Below are 17,177 nucleotides of genomic sequence, written 5' to 3'. Positions count from 1 at the left end.
CTGCCGGGAGAGCTCCCCACCTCAATTTGGAATCAGGCGTTAACCACCTGGGCAACCGCCTTCTCGAAGCGGGCCAACCCTTCCTTGATGTCCGCTTCCGGGATCACCAGTGAAGGGGCAAAACGGACCACGTTGGTACCAGCCACCAGTGCCATCAGCCCCTGCTCGATGGAGGCCAGCAGGAAGTCGCGGGAACGCCCCTTGTAGGCATCGCTCAGGGCCGCCCCCAGCAGCAGACCCTTGCCGCGGATCTCGCTAAAGCAGTGGTATTTGGCGTTGATTGCCTCGAACCCCTCGCGAAACAGCTGCTCACGCTGCTTGATGCCCGCCAGCACCTCGGGAGTATTGATCACGTCGATCACCGCTTCGGCGACCGCACAGGCGAGCGGGTTACCGCCGTAGGTAGAGCCGTGAGTGCCCACTTTCAGGTAAGAAGCAATCTCTTCGGTGGTCAGCATGGCACCGATGGGGAAACCGCCACCCAGCGCCTTGGCGCTGGTGAGGATGTCCGGGGTGACGCCCAGACCCATATAGGCATAGAGATCACCGGTCCTGCCGACCCCGGACTGCACTTCGTCATACACCAGCAGGGCATTGTGTTTGTCGCACAGCTCGCGCACCCCTTTGGCAAACTCGTCGGTAGGACGAATGATGCCCCCCTCCCCTTGCAGCGGCTCCATCACCACGGCGCAGGTGTTGTCGGAGATCACTTCGGCCAGCGCAGCCAGATCGTTATAGGGAACATGGGTAATGTCACCGGGCTTGGGCCCGAAGCCATCGGAGTAAACTGCCTGGCCACCGACACTGACGGTAAAGAAGGTACGACCGTGGAAGCCCTGATTGAAGGCGATGATCTGGGTCTTCTGCTCGCCAAACTTCTCGATGGCGTAGCGGCGAGCCAGCTTGAGGGCCGCTTCGTTCGCTTCGGCACCGGAGTTGCAGAAGTAGACCTTGTCGGCAAAGGTGGCGGCGACCAGCTTCTTGGCCAGACGCAGGGCCGGCTCGTTGGTCATGACGTTGGAGAGGTGCCACAGCTTCTCGCCCTGGGTTTTCAATGCCTCGACCAGCTTGGGGTGGCAGTGGCCCAAACTGTTGACGGCAATGCCACCGGCGAAGTCAACATACTCGCGCCCTTCCTGATCCCAGACACGTGACCCTTCACCACGCACCGGAATGATCATGGCGGGCGCATAGTTGGGAACCATCACTTCATCAAACACTTCACGTGTCACTGCCAACAACTCTGACATATAGCTCTCCTTCGATTCGGCAACAGAATAATCCACCGCCCAAAAGTTAAATCCGTGTAAACGTGACGGGATTATCACAGAAATAAAGTAAAATGTCTGTAACAAGACAGCCTGTAAGGAACAATGTTCGATTGCTCTTGAGATTTTAGGCAACCGCATTGCATAACGACTCAGGGGGGCTTGGCAAGAGATAATTTGGGCAAGAGAGGGGGTGAATAAAGTGTCAGGGAAATTTTTTTTGCCTTCTCTCGAACTTGAGAAGGCGATCACAACTTTTTATGAACGCGCCAGAAAGTTGGCCAGCAACTGATGGCCCTGCTCGCTCAAAATGCTCTCCGGATGGAACTGAACACCCTCGATAGGGAGCGTCTTGTGGCGCAGCCCCATGATCTCGTCAAACGAGCCATCGACATGCTCACTCCAGGCGGTGATCTCGAAGCAATCAGGTAGCGTTGCCTGCTCTACCACCAGCGAGTGATACCGGGTGACCCGCAGGGGATCCTTGAGGCCGCAGAATACTCCTTCGCCGCGATGACGAATAAGGGAAGTCTTGCCATGCATCACCTGACGGGCGCGAACCACACGGGCCCCAAACGCCTGCGCCAGAGACTGATGACCTAAACAGACGCCGAGAATGGGTAGCTTGCCAGCAAAATGGCAAATTGCATCGAGAGAGATCCCCGCCTCATTGGGCGTGCAAGGACCGGGAGAGATCACCAGAAAACGGGGGGATAACTGCTCGATATCGGCCAGCGTCAGTTCATCATTGCGTCTGACCTCTACCTCCTGACCCAGCGCACCAAAATATTGCACCAGGTTCCAAGTAAAGGAATCGTAGTTATCAATTAACAGCAACATGAGATAACCAGCAGCGGAGAATTAACGATCGAGATAACGACCCTGTTCCATTTCCCGCTCGCGCTGACACTCGGCCAGGTAGATGGCGGCAGCGATGGCAGCGGTCTTGTGATGCTTGTCGATGGCATTGGAGACCATCAATTGCAGGGTATTGAGGTTTTTCGCCTTGCGAAACTTGCGCAACCAGTGACCTTTGTCACTCAGCTCTTCAATTGAAATATTCGGTTGAACAGACATGGGTACTCTTGGGGATATATCCCAGGTTGGAATAATAAAATTAAACAAAAATAGGGCTGGGGAAAATAAAGAAAGCCAGGCAAATACCCGGCTCTCTTCTACTACACCTTCCCAGTATGTCAGGCTCGAGGAACGAAGCCGACTACATCATATACGCTGGTCAAAGTTTTTTCAGCCCTTTCACGCGCCTTTTGTGCCCCTTCGGCCAAAATCGTAATCAGATGGGCCTCATCCTGACGCAGCTCATTGAAACGGGCCTGAATCGGCTCCAGCAGCGCGACAACCGCCTCGGCGGTTTCGGTCTTGAGGTGACCGTACATCTTGCCCTCAAAATGCTGCTCCAGCTCGGGGATGGAGCGACCGGTCACGCCGGACATCAGGGTCAGCAGGTTGGATACACCCGGTTTGTTTTCCGGATCGAAACGAACCACGGCCGGATCATCGGAGTCGGTCACCGCACGCTTGATCTTCTTGACGATCTGCTTGGGATCTTCCAGCAGGCCGATGAAGTTGGCCTCGTTGTCATCAGACTTGGACATCTTCTTGGTCGGATCCTGCAGACTCATCACCCGCGCCCCTTCGGTCGGAATGAAGGGCTCAGGCAGGGTGAACACTTCACCATAGAGGTTGTTGAAACGAGTGCAGATGTCGCGGGTCAGCTCCAGATGCTGCTTCTGGTCGTTGCCGACCGGCACCTGATTGGCCTGATAGAGCAGAATGTCGGCCGCCATCAGCACCGGATAACCGAACAGGCCGACGTTGACGTTGTTCTCGAAACGGGCGGACTTGTCCTTGAACTGGGTCATGCGCGACAGCTCACCCATCTGGGTATAGCAGTTGAGGATCCAGCCCAGCTCGGCGTGCTGCGGCACGTGAGACTGGATGAAAACGGTGCTCTTCTTGGGATCGATACCGACCGCCAGATAGAGGGCAGCCGCATCGAGACAGGCCTTGCGCAGGGCAACCGGATCTTGGCGGGTGGTGATGGCATGCAAGTCGACGATGCAGTAGAGGCAGTCGTACTCATCCTGCATGTTGACCCACTGACGCAGTGCGCCCATGTAGTTGCCGATGGTCAGCTGACCGGAGGGCTGCGCCCCGCTCAATACGATTGGTTTGGTCATGAGAGTAGTAATCCTTGTAATTCAGCCAGTCCGGCGGCGCACTTAGCTCAGCAGCGCATCGATCTGGGAAAAGTGTTCGAACACCCAGTCAGGCCGGGAGTCGGCGATGGGGCGGCCATAGTTGTAACCATAGGTGAGCCCCACCACCTTCATGCCGGCTGCTTTGGCCGCCAGCACATCATTTTCGGAGTCACCTACCATCAGGGTACGAGCCGGGCTCACCCCCAACTCCTGGCAGGCGTGCAGCAAGGGCTCCGGGCTCGGCTTCTTGACCGGCACGCAGTTGCCACCGAGCCAGAGCGCGAAGCAATCGCTGATGCCAAGGGCATCGAGGATGGGGGCCACGAAATCGCTCGGCTTGTTGGTGACGATCGCCTGCTTGTAGCCCAGGGTTTGCAGGCGACGCAGACTCTGGGCCACCCCGTCATACATCGCCAGCCCTTGCAGCAGGCAAGCGTTGTAGTGCTGGAAAAAGATCGGTCTGGCCTTGGCAAACAGCTCGGGATCGGCCTCGCGATAGGCGAGCGCTCGCTGGATCAGCTTGTCGGCGCCATTGCCTACCCAGGTACGGATCACGGCTTCATCAGCCTGCGCCAGACCCAGATCGGTCAGCGTCAGATTGACCGCCAGCGCCAGCTGAGCGGCGCTGTCGATCAGGGTGCCGTCCAGATCGAACAGCACCAAATCAAATGCGCGCTCAGCGTGTGACACAGCTAAGCTCCGCACGCATCTTGTCGATCACCGCCTTGTAGTCAGGCTGACTAAAAATGGCCGAGCCAGCGACAAACATGTCGGCACCCGCTTCGGCGATCTCGCGAATGTTGTCGACCTTCACCCCTCCATCGATCTCGAGACGGATATCGCGGCTGCTCTCGTTGATCAGGCGACGCACCTGACGCAACTTGTCGAGGGTGCCGGGGATGAAGCTCTGGCCACCGAAGCCCGGGTTGACCGACATCAGCAAGATCACGTCCAGCTTGTCCATCACATACTCGAGGCAGGAGAGCGAGGTAGCCGGATTGAGCACCAGACCCGCCTGGCAGCCCATCTCCTTGATCAGGCCCAAAGAGCGGTCAACGTGATCGGACGCCTCTGGATGGAAGGTGATGAGGGAAGCACCGGCCTTGGCAAAATCAGGAATGATGCGATCCACCGGCTTGACCATCAGGTGCACGTCGATGGGGGCCTCGATACCGTAGTCACGCAGCGCCTGACAGACCATGGGGCCAATGGTCAGGTTGGGGACATAGTGGTTGTCCATCACGTCGAAGTGAACCACATCGGCACCGGCAGCCAGTACCTTGGCTACATCGTCACCCAGACGGGCAAAATCGGCAGAGAGGATCGAGGGGGCAATCAGAAAGTCTTTCATCAGCATCATCCATTGGCAGCCAGGGAGAAAAAGCGGCGCAATTTTAACGTAAAAAGCGGGCGAAAACGACTCGAATGCGGGGTAAATGGGGCAATCGTCCCCAATGCCGATTCCAGTCAGATCACCAAACAAAAACGGCCCCAGAGGGTGCCGTCTTATTGCTAGCTCAGCGACAACAGCTCGCTGTCACTCGGATAGTAGCCCTGCTCCGGCTCGATCCCGGGGGGATAGAGCGCCAACAACTCGGCTACCTTGTTGCGGGTGCCACCGTTGCGACTGATGGTACGCTTGACCAGGATCTCGTCGAGGCGGGCACCGCGATAAAGCTCGCGGGTCAGTTCGATGTCGTGATTGCTGATCAGTACCGGCACGCCCTTATGGGCCGCGGTGTGACGCGCCAGACGGGCAAGTACCGCCTGATCGTCCAGCGTAAAGCCGCCAGCGGCATAGGTGGTGAAGCTCGCCGTAGTGGAGAGCGGCGCATAGGGAGGATCGCAATAGATAACCCAATCCTCTTCAGCACGCTTGATGGCATCGGCGTAGCTCTCGCAGATAAAGGTCGCCTTCTGCGCCTTTTCGGCAAAGGCCCACAGCTCTTTTTCCGGGAAATAGGGCCTCTTGTAGGATCCGAACGGCACGTTGAAGCCGCCCTTCTTGTTGTAACGGCACAATCCATTGAAACCGTGACGGTTGAGAAACAGGAACAAGAGTGCCCGCTCGAAGGTGGTCTCGGTCTGATTGAACTGGGTACGCAGCCGGTAATAGGCTGCCTTGTTGTTATGCTCGGCCACAAACAGCTTGCGCGCCTCGGCAATGAAACTGTCCGGCGTCAGCTTGAGGTGGTTGTACAGGCAGATCAGATCCGGATTGATGTCGTTGAGCACATAAGCATCGTAGTCGGTGTTGAGAAACACAGACCCGGCCCCGACGAAGGGCTCCAGCAACACACGCCCGGCTGGCAAACGCTCGGCGATCTCTTCAACCAGGGAGTATTTTCCCCCGGCCCATTTTAAAAAAGCGCGTGTTTTTTTCATGGAAATCCGGTGTGTAAGAAGGCAAGACCCAAAAAGGGGGACGATTCTACCCCCTTATCCGGTATCAAGGCTATTGCTTCAGCTCTTTTTGTACCTGTGCAAACGACTTGGGCCAGGGCTGACCTTTCAGCAAGGCAGGTGAGAGCTTGCGAATGGCACTCTTGGCCTGGGTCAGACCGGCATAATCCCCTTGCAGCACTACATACCAGGGGCTGCCACGGAACTTGGTCTGATAGACCCATACCTTGCCCGCCAGACCATGCTCGGCGACAAACTGATCCACCGCCTTGGTGTTGCTCGCCCCCATCAGCTGAACGCTGTAGTGGTTGCGCGGCTTCTTGTTCAAGGTGGCAACCGGTGTCAGGGCCACTTTGGGTGCTGGCGCGGCAACCGGCTCGTTGCTGGCTGTTTTGGTGGTGGCCGCAGGCGTTGCGGTTGTCACCGGATTCTGTGCCTTGACGGTACTGGCTGGCGCCGTGGTTGCGATTGCACCACTGGGGGCTGTGCCACTCGGGTTCTTGCCGGTCAGCTCGTCCACCACGTTAGTAGGCAGTGCGCCGCTCACCTTGGGTTCGGTCATCAGCTTTTGCACGACCTCGTCAGAGATCACCACCCGACGCCCTTCATAATTGGTCGATTCGGTGGTCACGGTTTCGCTCTCCACCGATTTTGGCAGCACTTTCGCCTCCGGCTGCCAATCCTTCACCACCCCGTTGGGATTACTGGCTGTATCGCTGTCTTGCGCGCTTTGCGCAGTGGCATCAGCATTCGAGCCGCCTGCAGTGAGGGGATCGCCTCCCGCCACCGGGATCGGCAATGCCGTGTTCTGCGCCGGCTCATGCAGCGCAGGTTTGCTTTCATTGTCAAACAGCGCAGGCAGCAGGTAGCTCATCGCCAGCAGGCCGCCAGCGACCAGCGCGATAGCGGTGGCAATCTTTTTGACAGGCAACTCCGCCTGACGCTTCTTGGGCCTTCTGTCGGTCATGATATCCTCCAGTAACTGCATGATGGTGGACGGATGTCCGTTCGCCGTTTTCAGGATCTCCTCCACTTGCGGCTTGGGCAAGAGGGTTGCCGGGATCTTGAGCTCTTTGGCTTTCTCATACAAGAAGATGCGCTGTTCGGGCGGGCTCAGTGGCGGCACTTCCAGCTCAAGGGCTGGCATGGCGCGCCCTTTGAGCTGCGGTCGTTGGGTACGACACCAAACGTCACTGCCCGAGACGATAATGGCCAGCTGATGGGGCGCCGCCAGGGTATCGTTATGACGGATGATCGCCCACAACTCTCCCAGTAGCTCGGCTGGTAACTGGTCCGCCCGCTCGATCATCAGCAGCAGGGTGGCAGGCTTGCTCCCCTCCAGCATGCGAAAGAAGCTCTCCGCCAGCGCATCCTGTGGATTGAAGAGCGGGCGCGCCACTACCTGTGGCAGCAACAGCTGGCGCACATCCACCATCTTCATGGCAGGCGTGCCGATCAGGCTAACCACCCGCACTTTTTCCGGCAACACGCCGAGCAGGGATTCGCACAGGGTACCGCGACCACAACCGGGTTTACCGGAGAGAAAAATGAAAGGGTGATTGAATTCAATCAGATGCAGCAGCCGGTCAACCAGCTGCCGCTGGGAAGGAAGTTTTAGCAGTTTATTCGTCACGACCAGACTCGATCACCGCCAGCAACTCGGCATCGGACACATCCCCCACCACCTGCGCATGGCCGATGCCAACCGGCAACACCAGACGCAGCTTGCCTTCCAGCACCTTCTTGTCACGGCGCATATGGCGAATAAAGGCGGCGAAATCCATCTCGGCAGGCGCATGAATGGGCAAATTGGCGGCCAGCAGCAGTGCGCGCACTCGCGCAACGTCCGCTTCGCTCATATCGCCACGGGCCTGCGCAGCCCAGGCAGCCAGCATGGTGCCGGCGGACACTGCTTCACCGTGCAGCCAGTTGCCATACCCCTGCTCGGCCTCGATGGCATGACCAAAGGTATGACCCAGATTGAGCAGCGCACGGACGCCGTGCTCGGTCTCATCTTGACCGACCACATCGGCTTTGATCTCGCAGCAGCGTTTGATGGCGTAGGCCAGCGCGGCAGGTTCCAGCTGTTGCAGACGCACCATGTTCTGCTCCAGCCAGCTGAAGAAATCAGCATCCCAAATGATGCCGTACTTGATCACCTCGGCCATTCCCGCTGCAAATTCGCGGGCTGGCAAGGTAGAGAGACACTCGGTATCGACGACCACTTGTTTGGGCTGATAAAAAGCCCCAATCATGTTCTTGCCGAGCGGGTGATTGACGGCAGTTTTACCGCCCACAGAGGAGTCAACCTGGGAGAGCAGGGTGGTCGGGATCTGGATAAAAGGAATGCCACGTTGATAGCTTGCTGCCGCAAAACCCACCAGATCCCCGATTACGCCGCCCCCAAGAGCGATCAATGTCGTATCGCGCCCATGGTTGGTTTCAAGCAGAGCAGACATGATCTGCTCAAAGGTCGCCAGGTTCTTGTACGCCTCGCCGTCAGGCAGGATCAGGTGTTCAACCTGAAAACCCGACAGCAGAGCGGTTACCTGTTCAAGATAAAGCGGGGCAACGACCGTGTTGGTCACTATCATCACCCGCTTGCCCTTGATAGTCGATAGCAGCGCCTCGGGGCGCTGCAACAACCCGGCAGCTATCTCGATGGGATAGCTGCGTTCACCCAGTTCGACCTTCAACCGTTCCATGGACATCCTCTTGTTTACATACCGATCAGCTTGACGATTTGATTGGCAACCACTTTTGCACTCTGCTCATCGGTATGCACAACAAAATCGGCAACCTCTTCATACAGGGCATTACGCTCTTGTGCCAGACGTTCCAGCACTTCACGAGCTGGCTCTTCGGTCTGCAGCAGAGGTCGACGCTTGTCGCGCTGTGTACGCGCCAGCTGCTTTTCAATGGTGGTTTCAAGGTAGACCACGATGCCACGAGCAGAGAGTTTGTTGCGAGTTTCGCGACTCTTGATGGCACCGCCACCCGTTGCCAGTACGATCCCCTGCTGCTCAGACAATTCGCCGATCACCTTCTCTTCGCGGATCCGGAAACCCTCTTCACCTTCAACATCGAACACCCAGCTGATATCAGCACCACTGCGGCGCTCAATCTCATGATCTGAGTCGAAAAACTCCATGTGCAGTTGTTCTGCCAGATGTCTACCTATGGTGCTCTTGCCCGCACCCATGGGACCTATCAGGAAAATATTGCGTTTCTCAGCCATGTCTTTTCGTTAGTAATTACAAACTGTACGACCCCGATAAAAACTGGATCGGGGTACCTATGAACCTTATCTTGCGATGGATCAGGAGGGGAATTATCTCAATAGATATCGGGGCTGGCAACCGCAGCCCTTACGCCCCAGCCTCATTGGGGCGTAAGGTTATATGTGTTTTACCCTCACATGTAAAGCATTCAGAAGGCATCGGTGACTATCTTGGGGGTCACGAAAATAAGCAATTCCCGCTTTTTATTCTCGCTGATAGTCTTGCGAAACAGGATCCCCAATCCGGGGATATCACCCAGCAAGGGCACCTTGCTTACATCGCTCTTGATGGTCTGTTGATAGATACCGCCAAGCACCAGCGTCTCGCCATTGTTCACCAGCACCTGAGTGGTGATAGACTGGGCGTTGATGGAAACGGCATCACCTGTTCCAGTTGGAACAGTTTCACCCTTGGTATCCTGGGTCACTGTCAAATCGAGAATAACCCGGTTGTCAGGGGTGATCTGCGGCGTAACTTTCAAGCTCAGTACCGCCTTCTTAAACGTAACCGAGGTGGCCCCACTGGAAGAGGACTCCACATAGGGGATCTCGGTACCCTGCTCGATCAACGCCGGTTTCTGGTTTGCCGTGGTCACCCGCGGACTGGCGATAATCTCGGCCTTGCTCTCTTTTTCCAGCGCCGACAACTCGAGATCCAGCAAGGTGCCATCAGCCAAACGGGCAACCTGGAAGGCCAAAGTACCGGCCGCATTGGTCACCGGCAGGTTGACATTCAACCGATCGTCTGCTGTCGGTCTGGTAATTGTCGAACTGCCATTGTTGTTACCAGAGCCGTCATTGCCCTCGATAGAGCCAGACGTGCTGTTGCCATGGCCATCGTTCTTGGTCACCCCCCAGCGCACTCCGAGCGCTTCATCAAAGCCGTCATCAATGGTCACCATCCGCGCCTCGATAACCACCTGCTTGACCGGAATATCGAGAATATCAAGCATCCGTTTGATGCTGCTGATGACATCGGCGGTATCCTTGACCACCAACACGTTGGTTCGCTCATCCACACTCACCGCACCACGGGGTGACAGCAGCTTGGTACTTTCGGAAGAGAGTAGGGCTGCGACTTCCGAGGCCTTGGCATAGTTGATCTGCAGATATTCAGTGTAAAGCGGTGCCAGGTCGGCAACCTGGTTGCGGCTCTCCAACTGCTGTTTTTCACGGGTGGCAATCTCGTCGGCAGGAGCAACCAGCAAAATATTGTTGTCCAGCCGCTTGTCGAGTCCACGTACCTTCAGGATGATGTCGAGAGCCTGCTCCCACGGCACCCCGTCCAGACGCAAGGTAATATTGCCCGCCACCGAATCAGTAGTTACCAGGTTGAGATTGTTGAAATCGGCGATCAGCTGCAGCACGGTACGGACTGGAATATCCTGGAAGTTCAATGAGATGGGTTTACCCTGATACTGCTTGGATGCCGTGGCTGTCGTCCGCTTTTTCACCTCGATAATGAAGAGCTTGTCTGCCTGATCGTAACGGTAATCAAACTGACCATTTATCGACAGTTCAAACAGGGTATCGCTCCCCTGCCGGGAGACTTCGACCTGAGAAACCGGCGTTGCAAAATCCTGCACGTTGATCAGATTAAGCAAACCATCCGGTACCCGAGTACCATGAAACTTGGCCAGAACGGTCTGGCCACGGCTGCTCACATCAACGGCGGCCGAGCTGTTATCCAGCGTGACCAGAAACTCCCCCTGGCCATCTTTACCACGACGAAAATCCACACCGGTAACCGAGTTAAAATAGGCTCCGCCCCCACTGCTCTGATAGTTGTTGAGCACCGGCTTGCTGGCGAGCTGTGTTGTTACAGGCGTTGTCACGGGCGCAACAGGCATCGACTGGGCAACGACCTGAGGATTAAGCAGAGCCGAGGAAGAGGGAGCTGGCACAGAAGTAGCCAAGGTAGCAGGTGCAATCAGTGCACTCTCACCATTGATGAGCCCGGAAGAGACCCCCTCGCCCAATGACACCAGTAATTTGTTCCCCTGTTGCTGCACCTGATAGGGGGCCAGCTGGTCGAGCGTTATCTTGATATCCAGACCTGCGCCTTTCCCCTCAACCTTGATATTATCAACCCCCTGACGCTGGATCGGCAGCGGGTTCACTTTCAGCGCCCCTACCGCACCGGGAACATGCAACAACAGCTGATTGGGTTGGTAAGATAGACGATCGGTAAAGCCCGTGACCGGCTCACTAAAACTGAGCTCCACCAGCAATTGATCGGCCAGTAGTGGATTGACCTTGATCTCCTGCAGGGTTGCCACTGCCCACGCCTGACTGAGGGCGCTGGCGCAAAACAGCAAAGCCACTTTGGATACACTCTCTATTGTTGTTCTCATTGCTGTTCGTCCCTGATTATTGTTTTTCTTGCACATTGGCCATTGCCAACTGGGTTTCTCTTGTTACCCAGCACCCCTTCCCGTCCGGAATGGTTTCCAGCAAATCCACGGCAGTGTCAGTGATCTTGATGACTCGGCCCTGATCAAGCCCCATATACTGGTTGAGCCCAACCCGCATCGATTTGCCATCCGGGGTGCTGATCAAGGCCCACAGCTGACCTGCCTTACCCAAAGAACCATGCATCGACAGACTGGCCAGCGAATAATTTTCCAGCACCTCTTTCTCACGATCCATCAGGGTCTGAGCACAATCCGGCTGAGCCTTGGCAGTGCTGGTACTTCCGACCGTTGCCTCAGGCTGGGGAACCATGAAAGGGCTGCGCAACTCCCGCTGCTGGTAGTGCATAGGGGCAAAAGGCTTCAGCTCGGGCAAGGGCTCGATAGGTATGGGCGGCCTTGCTTTTGTCTGGGCGACATAGCTATCCATGTCCTCCTGGCCACCACACGCCGCCAGCAAGAGGGCAGGCAACAACCAGCAGATGCGTCTCATTGTTTCGGCTCCACTGTTTTACCGTTGTATTTGTAGGTCTTGGCCAGCATCGACATCGAAATCAGCTCCCCTTCATCCTTGCTCTGACCCAGAGTGAAGGAGTCAAGGATGACGATACGGGGCAAAGCGGCCATGTCAGCGGTGAACTTGCCAATTTCATGGTAAGTGCCCACGACTTCGATACGCATCGGTAGCTCGGTTGAAAACTCGTGCTTGACCTCGGGTTCCCAGTTGATCCGGTTCAATTTCAAGCCGTTGTCGGTAGCAATAAAGCTGATATCGTCCAGCAGACCGGCGACCTCATGTGTATTGGGCAACTGCTTGAGCTGGGTATCGACCAGTTGCTCAAGCTGAACCATTTGCTCCTTGTATGCCCCCAGGTTGGCAGCCAGCATCGCCTTGCTTTCGAACTGGGCTTTCAGCTCGGTCTCCTTCCCCGCTTCCTGAGTCAAACTGGTCAGGGAGTTGGCAATCACGTAGTAATAGATGGCGCCGCCGGTCAACACGCAGCAGAAAAAGATGAAGACCCCTTTTGCCCATTTTGGCCAGCTTGCTATGTCATTGATATCCAACTCGTTGAGTTGCTGAAGATTCATTGTTGCTCCTTGGCCACATTCCCTGCAGCCGCAGCATTGTTGGCGATCAGGAACATCATGGAAAACTGGCTCAATGACACTGGCGCAACATCAGCCGCAAAAATAGTGCTTATCTTTGATTGACCCAGCCAGCCGGAACCATCAATCCTTCGCATCATGCTGGCCACCCGACCATAGGCTTCGGTCTTGCCATTAACATCAATAATATTGTTCTGCATCGAAAGGGTGTTGAGGTAAACCCCATTGGGTACCAATGAAGGCAGTTGATTAAAGAGGCGAACGGGCACATTGCGGCGCATCTGCAACTGCTCGATGAGCTGCATCCGATCGATCAGTTCCTTGCGACGCTCTTTGAGCAGACGGATCTCCCCGAGCTGGGCATCCAGAATAGTCATCTCCTGAACAAGTCGCTGGTTGCGCTGCTGCTGGGCGATGATCTGGCGATCAACCAGCCAGTTGGCAACAAATCCCAGCGCGACCGTGGCCAGCACAAAAATCCCCAGTAAGGCCCCGAACTGTTTCTTTTGGCGCTGAGCCAAAGCTTCACGCCAGGGCAGCAGGTTTATATTTGACATGGTGTAAAACTCCTCAGAGCCAACCCGAATGCCGTCATATATTTAGCGCCATGTACCAACTCGGCCTCCCCTTTCGGTTTGCCAAACAGGGCGAACAGATCCGGGTGCAACACCTCACAATTGACCTCATCTTTTACCTGTACCAACAAACCGGGTAGCAGACTGCCTCCCCCCGTCAGCACCAGTTTTGCGATGTCGCGATAGCCCGATGAACTGCAAAACAGCTGGATATTGCGCCGCACTTGCTGCAACAACGAGTTGATATGGGGCATCAGCACATCCAGCTCATGGTCCACTGGCAAGGTCCCTTTGGTTTTGGCCTGCTCAGCTTCATCCAGTGTCATGCCATAAAAGGAGGAGAGCGCCTGGCTGTACTGATCGCCGCCGAAGTTTTGCAAGCGGGAGTAGATCACCTCCCCCTTGACCAGCGCAGCAAAGGTCATGGCACTGGCGCCGATATCGATCACCCCGATCGGCCGTTCACTCTCCTGCAATTCGGGTAGACAGGCCACCACGGCACGGCCCAGCGCATGGGCTCCCACATCCACCACCTTGACAGCAATACCGGCTTCGGCAAGGGCGCTGACCCGGCCGTTGACACTCTCGGTTCGGGCGGCACTCAGCAGCACATCCTGACGATCTTCGCTGTTCTTGGTGCCCAGCACCTCAAAATCGAGGCTTACTTCATCGAGAGGGAAAGGAATGATCTGCTCGGCCTCCAGTTGCACCTGACTTTCCAGCTCCTTGTCGCTGAGGCGGGCATCAATCTGGATCACCTTGGTAATCACGTTGGAGCCGGTCACCGCCGTAGCGGCATAGTCACTGTGAACTGGAATAAGGCGCTTGAGAGTCTTGAGAGATTGGCTGACGCGCTCGATATCCTGCAATTGATAGTCAACCAGCGTCCCTTTCGGGGTGGCAATATCGGCGACCGATTCAAGATGAAGCTTGCCAGGTCGGCCACTGAGGGTAACAGCCTTGATGGTCTGGCTACCGAAATCAATGCCCACCAGAGGGAGGAGGGATCCCTTGTTAAAAAGCCCAAACATATACACATCCATGCGTTATTTGGTTTTATTCCTGAACAGAGTGTAGGACACCCGATCAGAGGAGTGCTTCACTCATCCTAAATACTTTAACTATCAATGTCATAAAGTTTATGCCGAAAAGTGACCCATCTCGCTTTCTTCACGGCCAGTGTCCCTCCTTGGTTATTGCTCCCCGTAGTGCTAACCTCTCGCATCCTTTGGGGATAGGTGGCTCGCCACAGGAAAGCCTCGAATTCCCGATGGCAAAAGGGCTATACTCTGCGCCCGTTGGCTAATTTTAAGACGATTGGTAGTTCTTCCATGCTGAAATGGCTCGTTCGCCTGTTTATTGTCATGATGCTGGGTGCAGTGCTGGGTGTTGCCAGCCTCATCGGTATCTACTTCTATATCAAACCCCAACTGCCCGATGTCACCGCACTGCGTGATGTCAAACTGGCAACCCCGATGCGGGTTTACAGCCGAGAGGGAGAATTGATCGCCCAATATGGCGAAATTCGTCGCATTCCGCTGCGTCTGGACGAAATTCCGCAACCCATGATCGATGCCGTACTGGCGACTGAAGATGCCCGTTTCTATGAGCACCCGGGTATTGACCCGATTGGCATCATTCGAGCGGCCTCCGTCTGGGCAGTTTCCGGCCAAGCTCGTCAGGGTGCCAGTACCATCACCCAGCAGGTTGCCCGTAACTTCTTTCTGAGCAATGAGAAGACCATCATTCGCAAGGTCAAGGAGGTCTTCCTGGCTTGGCGGATCGAGCAAAACCTCACCAAGGATGAGATCCTCGAACTCTATCTCAACAAGATCCCTCTCGGTTATCGCTCTTTCGGCATCGGTGCTGCGGCTCAGGTCTACTTTGGTAAAGAGGTCAAGGATCTGGGACTGGACGAGATCGCCATCATTGCTGGTCTGCCGAAAGCGCCGTCCATGCTCAACCCCATCCGCTCCCCCGAGCGCGCCTTTGCTCGCCGCAACGTCGTGCTGGGCCGGATGCTGGAAACCGGCAAGATCACCCAGGCCCAGTTTGACGAAGCGTCCAAGATGCCGATCAAGGCCCGTTTTCACGGCGCCGAAGTGACCCTGCACGCCCCCTATCTGGGGGAAATGGTGCGCCAGAAGATGGTCGAGCAGTTTGGTGAAGATGCCTACACCATGGGCCTGCACGTCTACACTACCGTCTCTGCCGAGCGTCAGAGGGCGGCAAGACAGGCACTGCTGGATGGCGTTTTTGCCTATGACATGCGCCACGGCTATCGCGGCCCGACGGCGCAGTTGTGGAAGGCTGGCGAGACAGCCTGGGATTACGAGCAGATCATCGCTCACCTTGGCAAGCAGCCCACTTATGATCCGCTGATGGCGGCGGTCGTGACCAAGCTCGGTGATCGCAGCGCCACGCTGGTACTGAAAAATGGCAAGGAAGCAGAGCTCGGCTGGAACGGCATTAAATGGGCCCGCTCCTTTATTACCGACGACCGTCAGAGCTATGCCCCGAAATCGGCACGCGATGTGCTAAAAGTCGGCGCCCAGATCTGGGTACGGGAAGAGGGTGAAGAGTTGCTGCTCGCTCAAATCCCGGACGTCAACGCCGCGCTGGTTGCCATGAACCCGAAAAATGGGGCGCTGGAAGCACTGGTCGGTGGTTTCAGCTTCGAGTTATCCAAATTTAACCGGGTCGATCAGGCGCGCCGCCAGATCGGTTCCAATATCAAGCCTTTCCTCTATGCCACCGCGCTGGAGCATGGCTATACCCTGGCGTCGCTCATCAACGATGCGCCGATCAACCAGTGGGACCCGTCAAAAGGACCCATGTGGCAACCCAAGAACTCCCCGGCCGTTTATGATGGCCCAACCCCGCTGCGCCTGGGTCTGGCCAAGTCCAAGAACGTGATGTCGGTGCGACTGATGCGCGCCATTGGCCTCGATACCTATGTCGACGGTCTGACCCGCTTTGGCTTCCCTCGCGACTTCATCTCTCCCCATGAGTCACTGGCGCTGGGCGCCGCCGAATTCACACCTCTCGAGGTGGTGCGGGGTTACTCGGTACTGGCCAACGGTGGCTTCCTGGTGACCCCATACTTCATCGACAAAGTGACTGACAGTCTGGAGAACACCCTCTATCAGGCCAATCCTGCTATTGCGTGCACCAGCTGTGAGCCGCAGGCCGCGCCCGAGCAGAGCACACTGCCGCAGCCAACTGTTGATGGAGCGGCACAAGATGGCACGCAGGCCCCTCTCGCTCCAACCATAGCCCCACATACCATCAGTGCCCAGAGTGCCTTCCTGATCACCGACACCCTGAGCACAGCCATCTGGGGTGGCAACGGTTGGCGTGGTACCGGCTGGCGCGCAGCCCGCGACCTGAAACGTCACGACATCTCAGGTAAAACCGGTACCACCAACGAATCGCGGGATGCCTGGTTCTCCGGCTACACCCCGGATATCGTTGCCACCTCCTGGATCGGTTTTGACAACCACCAGCGCAGCCTTGGCCGTGCCGAATTTGGCGGGGGCGCCGCGCAGCCTATCTGGATCGACTTCATGAAAGTCGCGTTGAAGAAACTACCGGAGCACAAAATGCCGGTTCCCGAGGGGATCATGACGGTGAAAATTGACAGCGAAACCGGCCTGCTTTCAGCTGGTGGAGGTACCGACGAATACTTCAAGGAAGGGACCGAGCCGACCCGCTACGCAACACCAAGCTCGGATGGCAATCAGGTCTACGGCGGTGACAACCCCGATGTAGAAGGGCCTGTATCTACCGATGATATCTTCTAAGCCTCACTTGCGGCAGAGAAAAAACCGGCAGCCAAAGACTGCCGGTTTTTTATTGGCTATGTCCCAATTACGTGTTGCATGGGGCGCCCTAGCGCCTCATGCAAACAT

At 56.3% G+C, this 17,177-nt stretch carries 16 protein-coding genes; 1 reads left to right on the top strand and 15 read right to left on the bottom strand.

All coding sequences use genetic code 11. The features are described 5' to 3' along the window. Positions 1-32 precede the first annotated feature (32 nt). The 15 genes from ACRAUW_RS06485 to tapM form a co-directional block, all read right to left on the bottom strand. Positions 33-1,250, bottom strand: a complete 1,218-nt coding sequence (locus ACRAUW_RS06485) for an aspartate aminotransferase family protein (RefSeq protein WP_431361617.1) — start codon at positions 1,248-1,250, stop codon at positions 33-35. Positions 1,251-1,526: 276 nt separating this feature from the next. Next, positions 1,527-2,108 carry an aminodeoxychorismate synthase component II gene (locus tag ACRAUW_RS06480; RefSeq protein ID WP_431361616.1) on the bottom strand — a complete coding sequence of 194 codons (582 nt, stop codon included), beginning with the start codon at positions 2,106-2,108 and terminating at the stop codon, positions 1,527-1,529. 21 nt (positions 2,109-2,129) lie between these two features. After that, a complete protein-coding gene (locus ACRAUW_RS06475; RefSeq protein WP_216953064.1) occupies positions 2,130-2,345 on the bottom strand; it encodes a hypothetical protein in 216 nt (71 codons plus the stop codon). A gap of 119 nt (positions 2,346-2,464) precedes the next feature. Beyond that, positions 2,465-3,469 (bottom strand): tryptophan--tRNA ligase, encoded by a 1,005-nt coding sequence (trpS, locus tag ACRAUW_RS06470; protein ID WP_431361615.1) that lies wholly within the window; start codon positions 3,467-3,469, stop codon positions 2,465-2,467. 42 nt (positions 3,470-3,511) lie between these two features. Beyond that, positions 3,512-4,180, bottom strand: coding sequence for a phosphoglycolate phosphatase (locus tag ACRAUW_RS06465; protein ID WP_431361614.1), 669 nt, complete (start codon positions 4,178-4,180; stop codon positions 3,512-3,514). Continuing rightward, positions 4,167-4,841, bottom strand: a complete 675-nt coding sequence (rpe, locus tag ACRAUW_RS06460; RefSeq protein ID WP_431361613.1) for a ribulose-phosphate 3-epimerase — start codon at positions 4,839-4,841, stop codon at positions 4,167-4,169. Before rpe ends, ACRAUW_RS06465 begins: the two co-directional genes overlap by 14 nt. A 161-nt stretch (positions 4,842-5,002) precedes the next feature. Further along, on the bottom strand, positions 5,003-5,875 hold the full coding sequence (locus ACRAUW_RS06455; RefSeq protein ID WP_431361612.1) for a Dam family site-specific DNA-(adenine-N6)-methyltransferase: 873 nt from the start codon (positions 5,873-5,875) through the stop codon (positions 5,003-5,005). 70 nt (positions 5,876-5,945) lie between these two features. Beyond that, positions 5,946-7,526: an SPOR domain-containing protein gene (locus tag ACRAUW_RS06450; protein ID WP_431361611.1), complete on the bottom strand. Its 1,581-nt coding sequence runs from the start codon at positions 7,524-7,526 to the stop codon at positions 5,946-5,948. Next, the gene (gene aroB, locus ACRAUW_RS06445) at positions 7,516-8,598 is read right to left on the bottom strand and encodes a 3-dehydroquinate synthase (protein ID WP_431361610.1); all 1,083 of its coding nucleotides are present in this window, start codon (positions 8,596-8,598) and stop codon (positions 7,516-7,518) included. The genes ACRAUW_RS06450 and aroB overlap by 11 nt, the downstream gene beginning before the upstream one ends. A gap of 14 nt (positions 8,599-8,612) precedes the next feature. Then, the gene (gene aroK / locus ACRAUW_RS06440; RefSeq protein ID WP_033113859.1) at positions 8,613-9,131 is read right to left on the bottom strand and encodes a shikimate kinase AroK; all 519 of its coding nucleotides are present in this window, start codon (positions 9,129-9,131) and stop codon (positions 8,613-8,615) included. Between the two features lie 191 nt (positions 9,132-9,322). Continuing rightward, positions 9,323-11,527, bottom strand: coding sequence for a type IV pilus secretin PilQ (locus ACRAUW_RS06435; protein WP_431361609.1), 2,205 nt, complete (start codon positions 11,525-11,527; stop codon positions 9,323-9,325). Positions 11,528-11,543: 16 nt separating this feature from the next. Then, positions 11,544-12,077: a pilus assembly protein PilP gene (locus ACRAUW_RS06430; RefSeq protein ID WP_005335020.1), complete on the bottom strand. Its 534-nt coding sequence runs from the start codon at positions 12,075-12,077 to the stop codon at positions 11,544-11,546. Next, on the bottom strand, positions 12,074-12,673 hold the full coding sequence (gene tapO / locus ACRAUW_RS06425) for a PilO family type IV pilus biogenesis protein TapO (RefSeq protein WP_431361608.1): 600 nt from the start codon (positions 12,671-12,673) through the stop codon (positions 12,074-12,076). The genes ACRAUW_RS06430 and tapO overlap by 4 nt, the downstream gene beginning before the upstream one ends. Next, on the bottom strand, positions 12,670-13,248 hold the full coding sequence (tapN, locus tag ACRAUW_RS06420) for a PilN family type IV pilus biogenesis protein TapN (RefSeq protein WP_431361607.1): 579 nt from the start codon (positions 13,246-13,248) through the stop codon (positions 12,670-12,672). Before tapN ends, tapO begins: the two co-directional genes overlap by 4 nt. After that, positions 13,236-14,297, bottom strand: a complete 1,062-nt coding sequence (gene tapM / locus ACRAUW_RS06415; protein ID WP_431361606.1) for a PilM family type IVa pilus assembly protein TapM — start codon at positions 14,295-14,297, stop codon at positions 13,236-13,238. The genes tapN and tapM overlap by 13 nt, the downstream gene beginning before the upstream one ends. 300 nt (positions 14,298-14,597) lie before the next feature. On the opposite strand from tapM, the gene ACRAUW_RS06410 reads away from it, so the two are divergent. Further along, positions 14,598-17,069 carry a penicillin-binding protein 1A gene (locus ACRAUW_RS06410; RefSeq protein ID WP_431361605.1) on the top strand — a complete coding sequence of 824 codons (2,472 nt, stop codon included), beginning with the start codon at positions 14,598-14,600 and terminating at the stop codon, positions 17,067-17,069. Positions 17,070-17,177 lie beyond the last annotated feature (108 nt).

It is taken from the genome of Aeromonas sp. (assembly GCF_050633025.1).
Lineage (GTDB): Bacteria > Pseudomonadota > Gammaproteobacteria > Enterobacterales > Aeromonadaceae > Aeromonas.
This window is presented reverse-complemented; position numbering and strand designations above follow the sequence as displayed.

Excerpts from the sequence above, each read along its gene's own strand:
- ACRAUW_RS06480 (WP_431361616.1), bottom strand. The coding sequence starts at position 2,108 with ATGTTGCTGTTAATTGATAACTACGATTCCTTTACTTGGAACCTGGTG.
- aroB (WP_431361610.1), bottom strand. The coding sequence starts at position 8,598 with ATGGAACGGTTGAAGGTCGAACTGGGTGAACGCAGCTATCCCATCGAG.
- ACRAUW_RS06455 (WP_431361612.1), bottom strand. The coding sequence starts at position 5,875 with ATGAAAAAAACACGCGCTTTTTTAAAATGGGCCGGGGGAAAATACTCC.
- tapO (WP_431361608.1), bottom strand. The coding sequence starts at position 12,673 with ATGAATCTTCAGCAACTCAACGAGTTGGATATCAATGACATAGCAAGC.
- aroK (WP_033113859.1), bottom strand. The coding sequence starts at position 9,131 with ATGGCTGAGAAACGCAATATTTTCCTGATAGGTCCCATGGGTGCGGGC.
- ACRAUW_RS06435 (WP_431361609.1), bottom strand. The coding sequence starts at position 11,527 with ATGAGAACAACAATAGAGAGTGTATCCAAAGTGGCTTTGCTGTTTTGC.
- rpe (WP_431361613.1), bottom strand. The coding sequence starts at position 4,841 with ATGAAAGACTTTCTGATTGCCCCCTCGATCCTCTCTGCCGATTTTGCC.
- trpS (WP_431361615.1), bottom strand. The coding sequence starts at position 3,469 with ATGACCAAACCAATCGTATTGAGCGGGGCGCAGCCCTCCGGTCAGCTG.
- ACRAUW_RS06475 (WP_216953064.1), bottom strand. The coding sequence starts at position 2,345 with ATGTCTGTTCAACCGAATATTTCAATTGAAGAGCTGAGTGACAAAGGT.
- ACRAUW_RS06485 (WP_431361617.1), bottom strand. The coding sequence starts at position 1,250 with ATGTCAGAGTTGTTGGCAGTGACACGTGAAGTGTTTGATGAAGTGATG.
- ACRAUW_RS06410 (WP_431361605.1), top strand. The coding sequence starts at position 14,598 with ATGCTGAAATGGCTCGTTCGCCTGTTTATTGTCATGATGCTGGGTGCA.
- ACRAUW_RS06430 (WP_005335020.1), bottom strand. The coding sequence starts at position 12,077 with ATGAGACGCATCTGCTGGTTGTTGCCTGCCCTCTTGCTGGCGGCGTGT.
- tapM (WP_431361606.1), bottom strand. The coding sequence starts at position 14,297 with ATGTTTGGGCTTTTTAACAAGGGATCCCTCCTCCCTCTGGTGGGCATT.
- tapN (WP_431361607.1), bottom strand. The coding sequence starts at position 13,248 with ATGTCAAATATAAACCTGCTGCCCTGGCGTGAAGCTTTGGCTCAGCGC.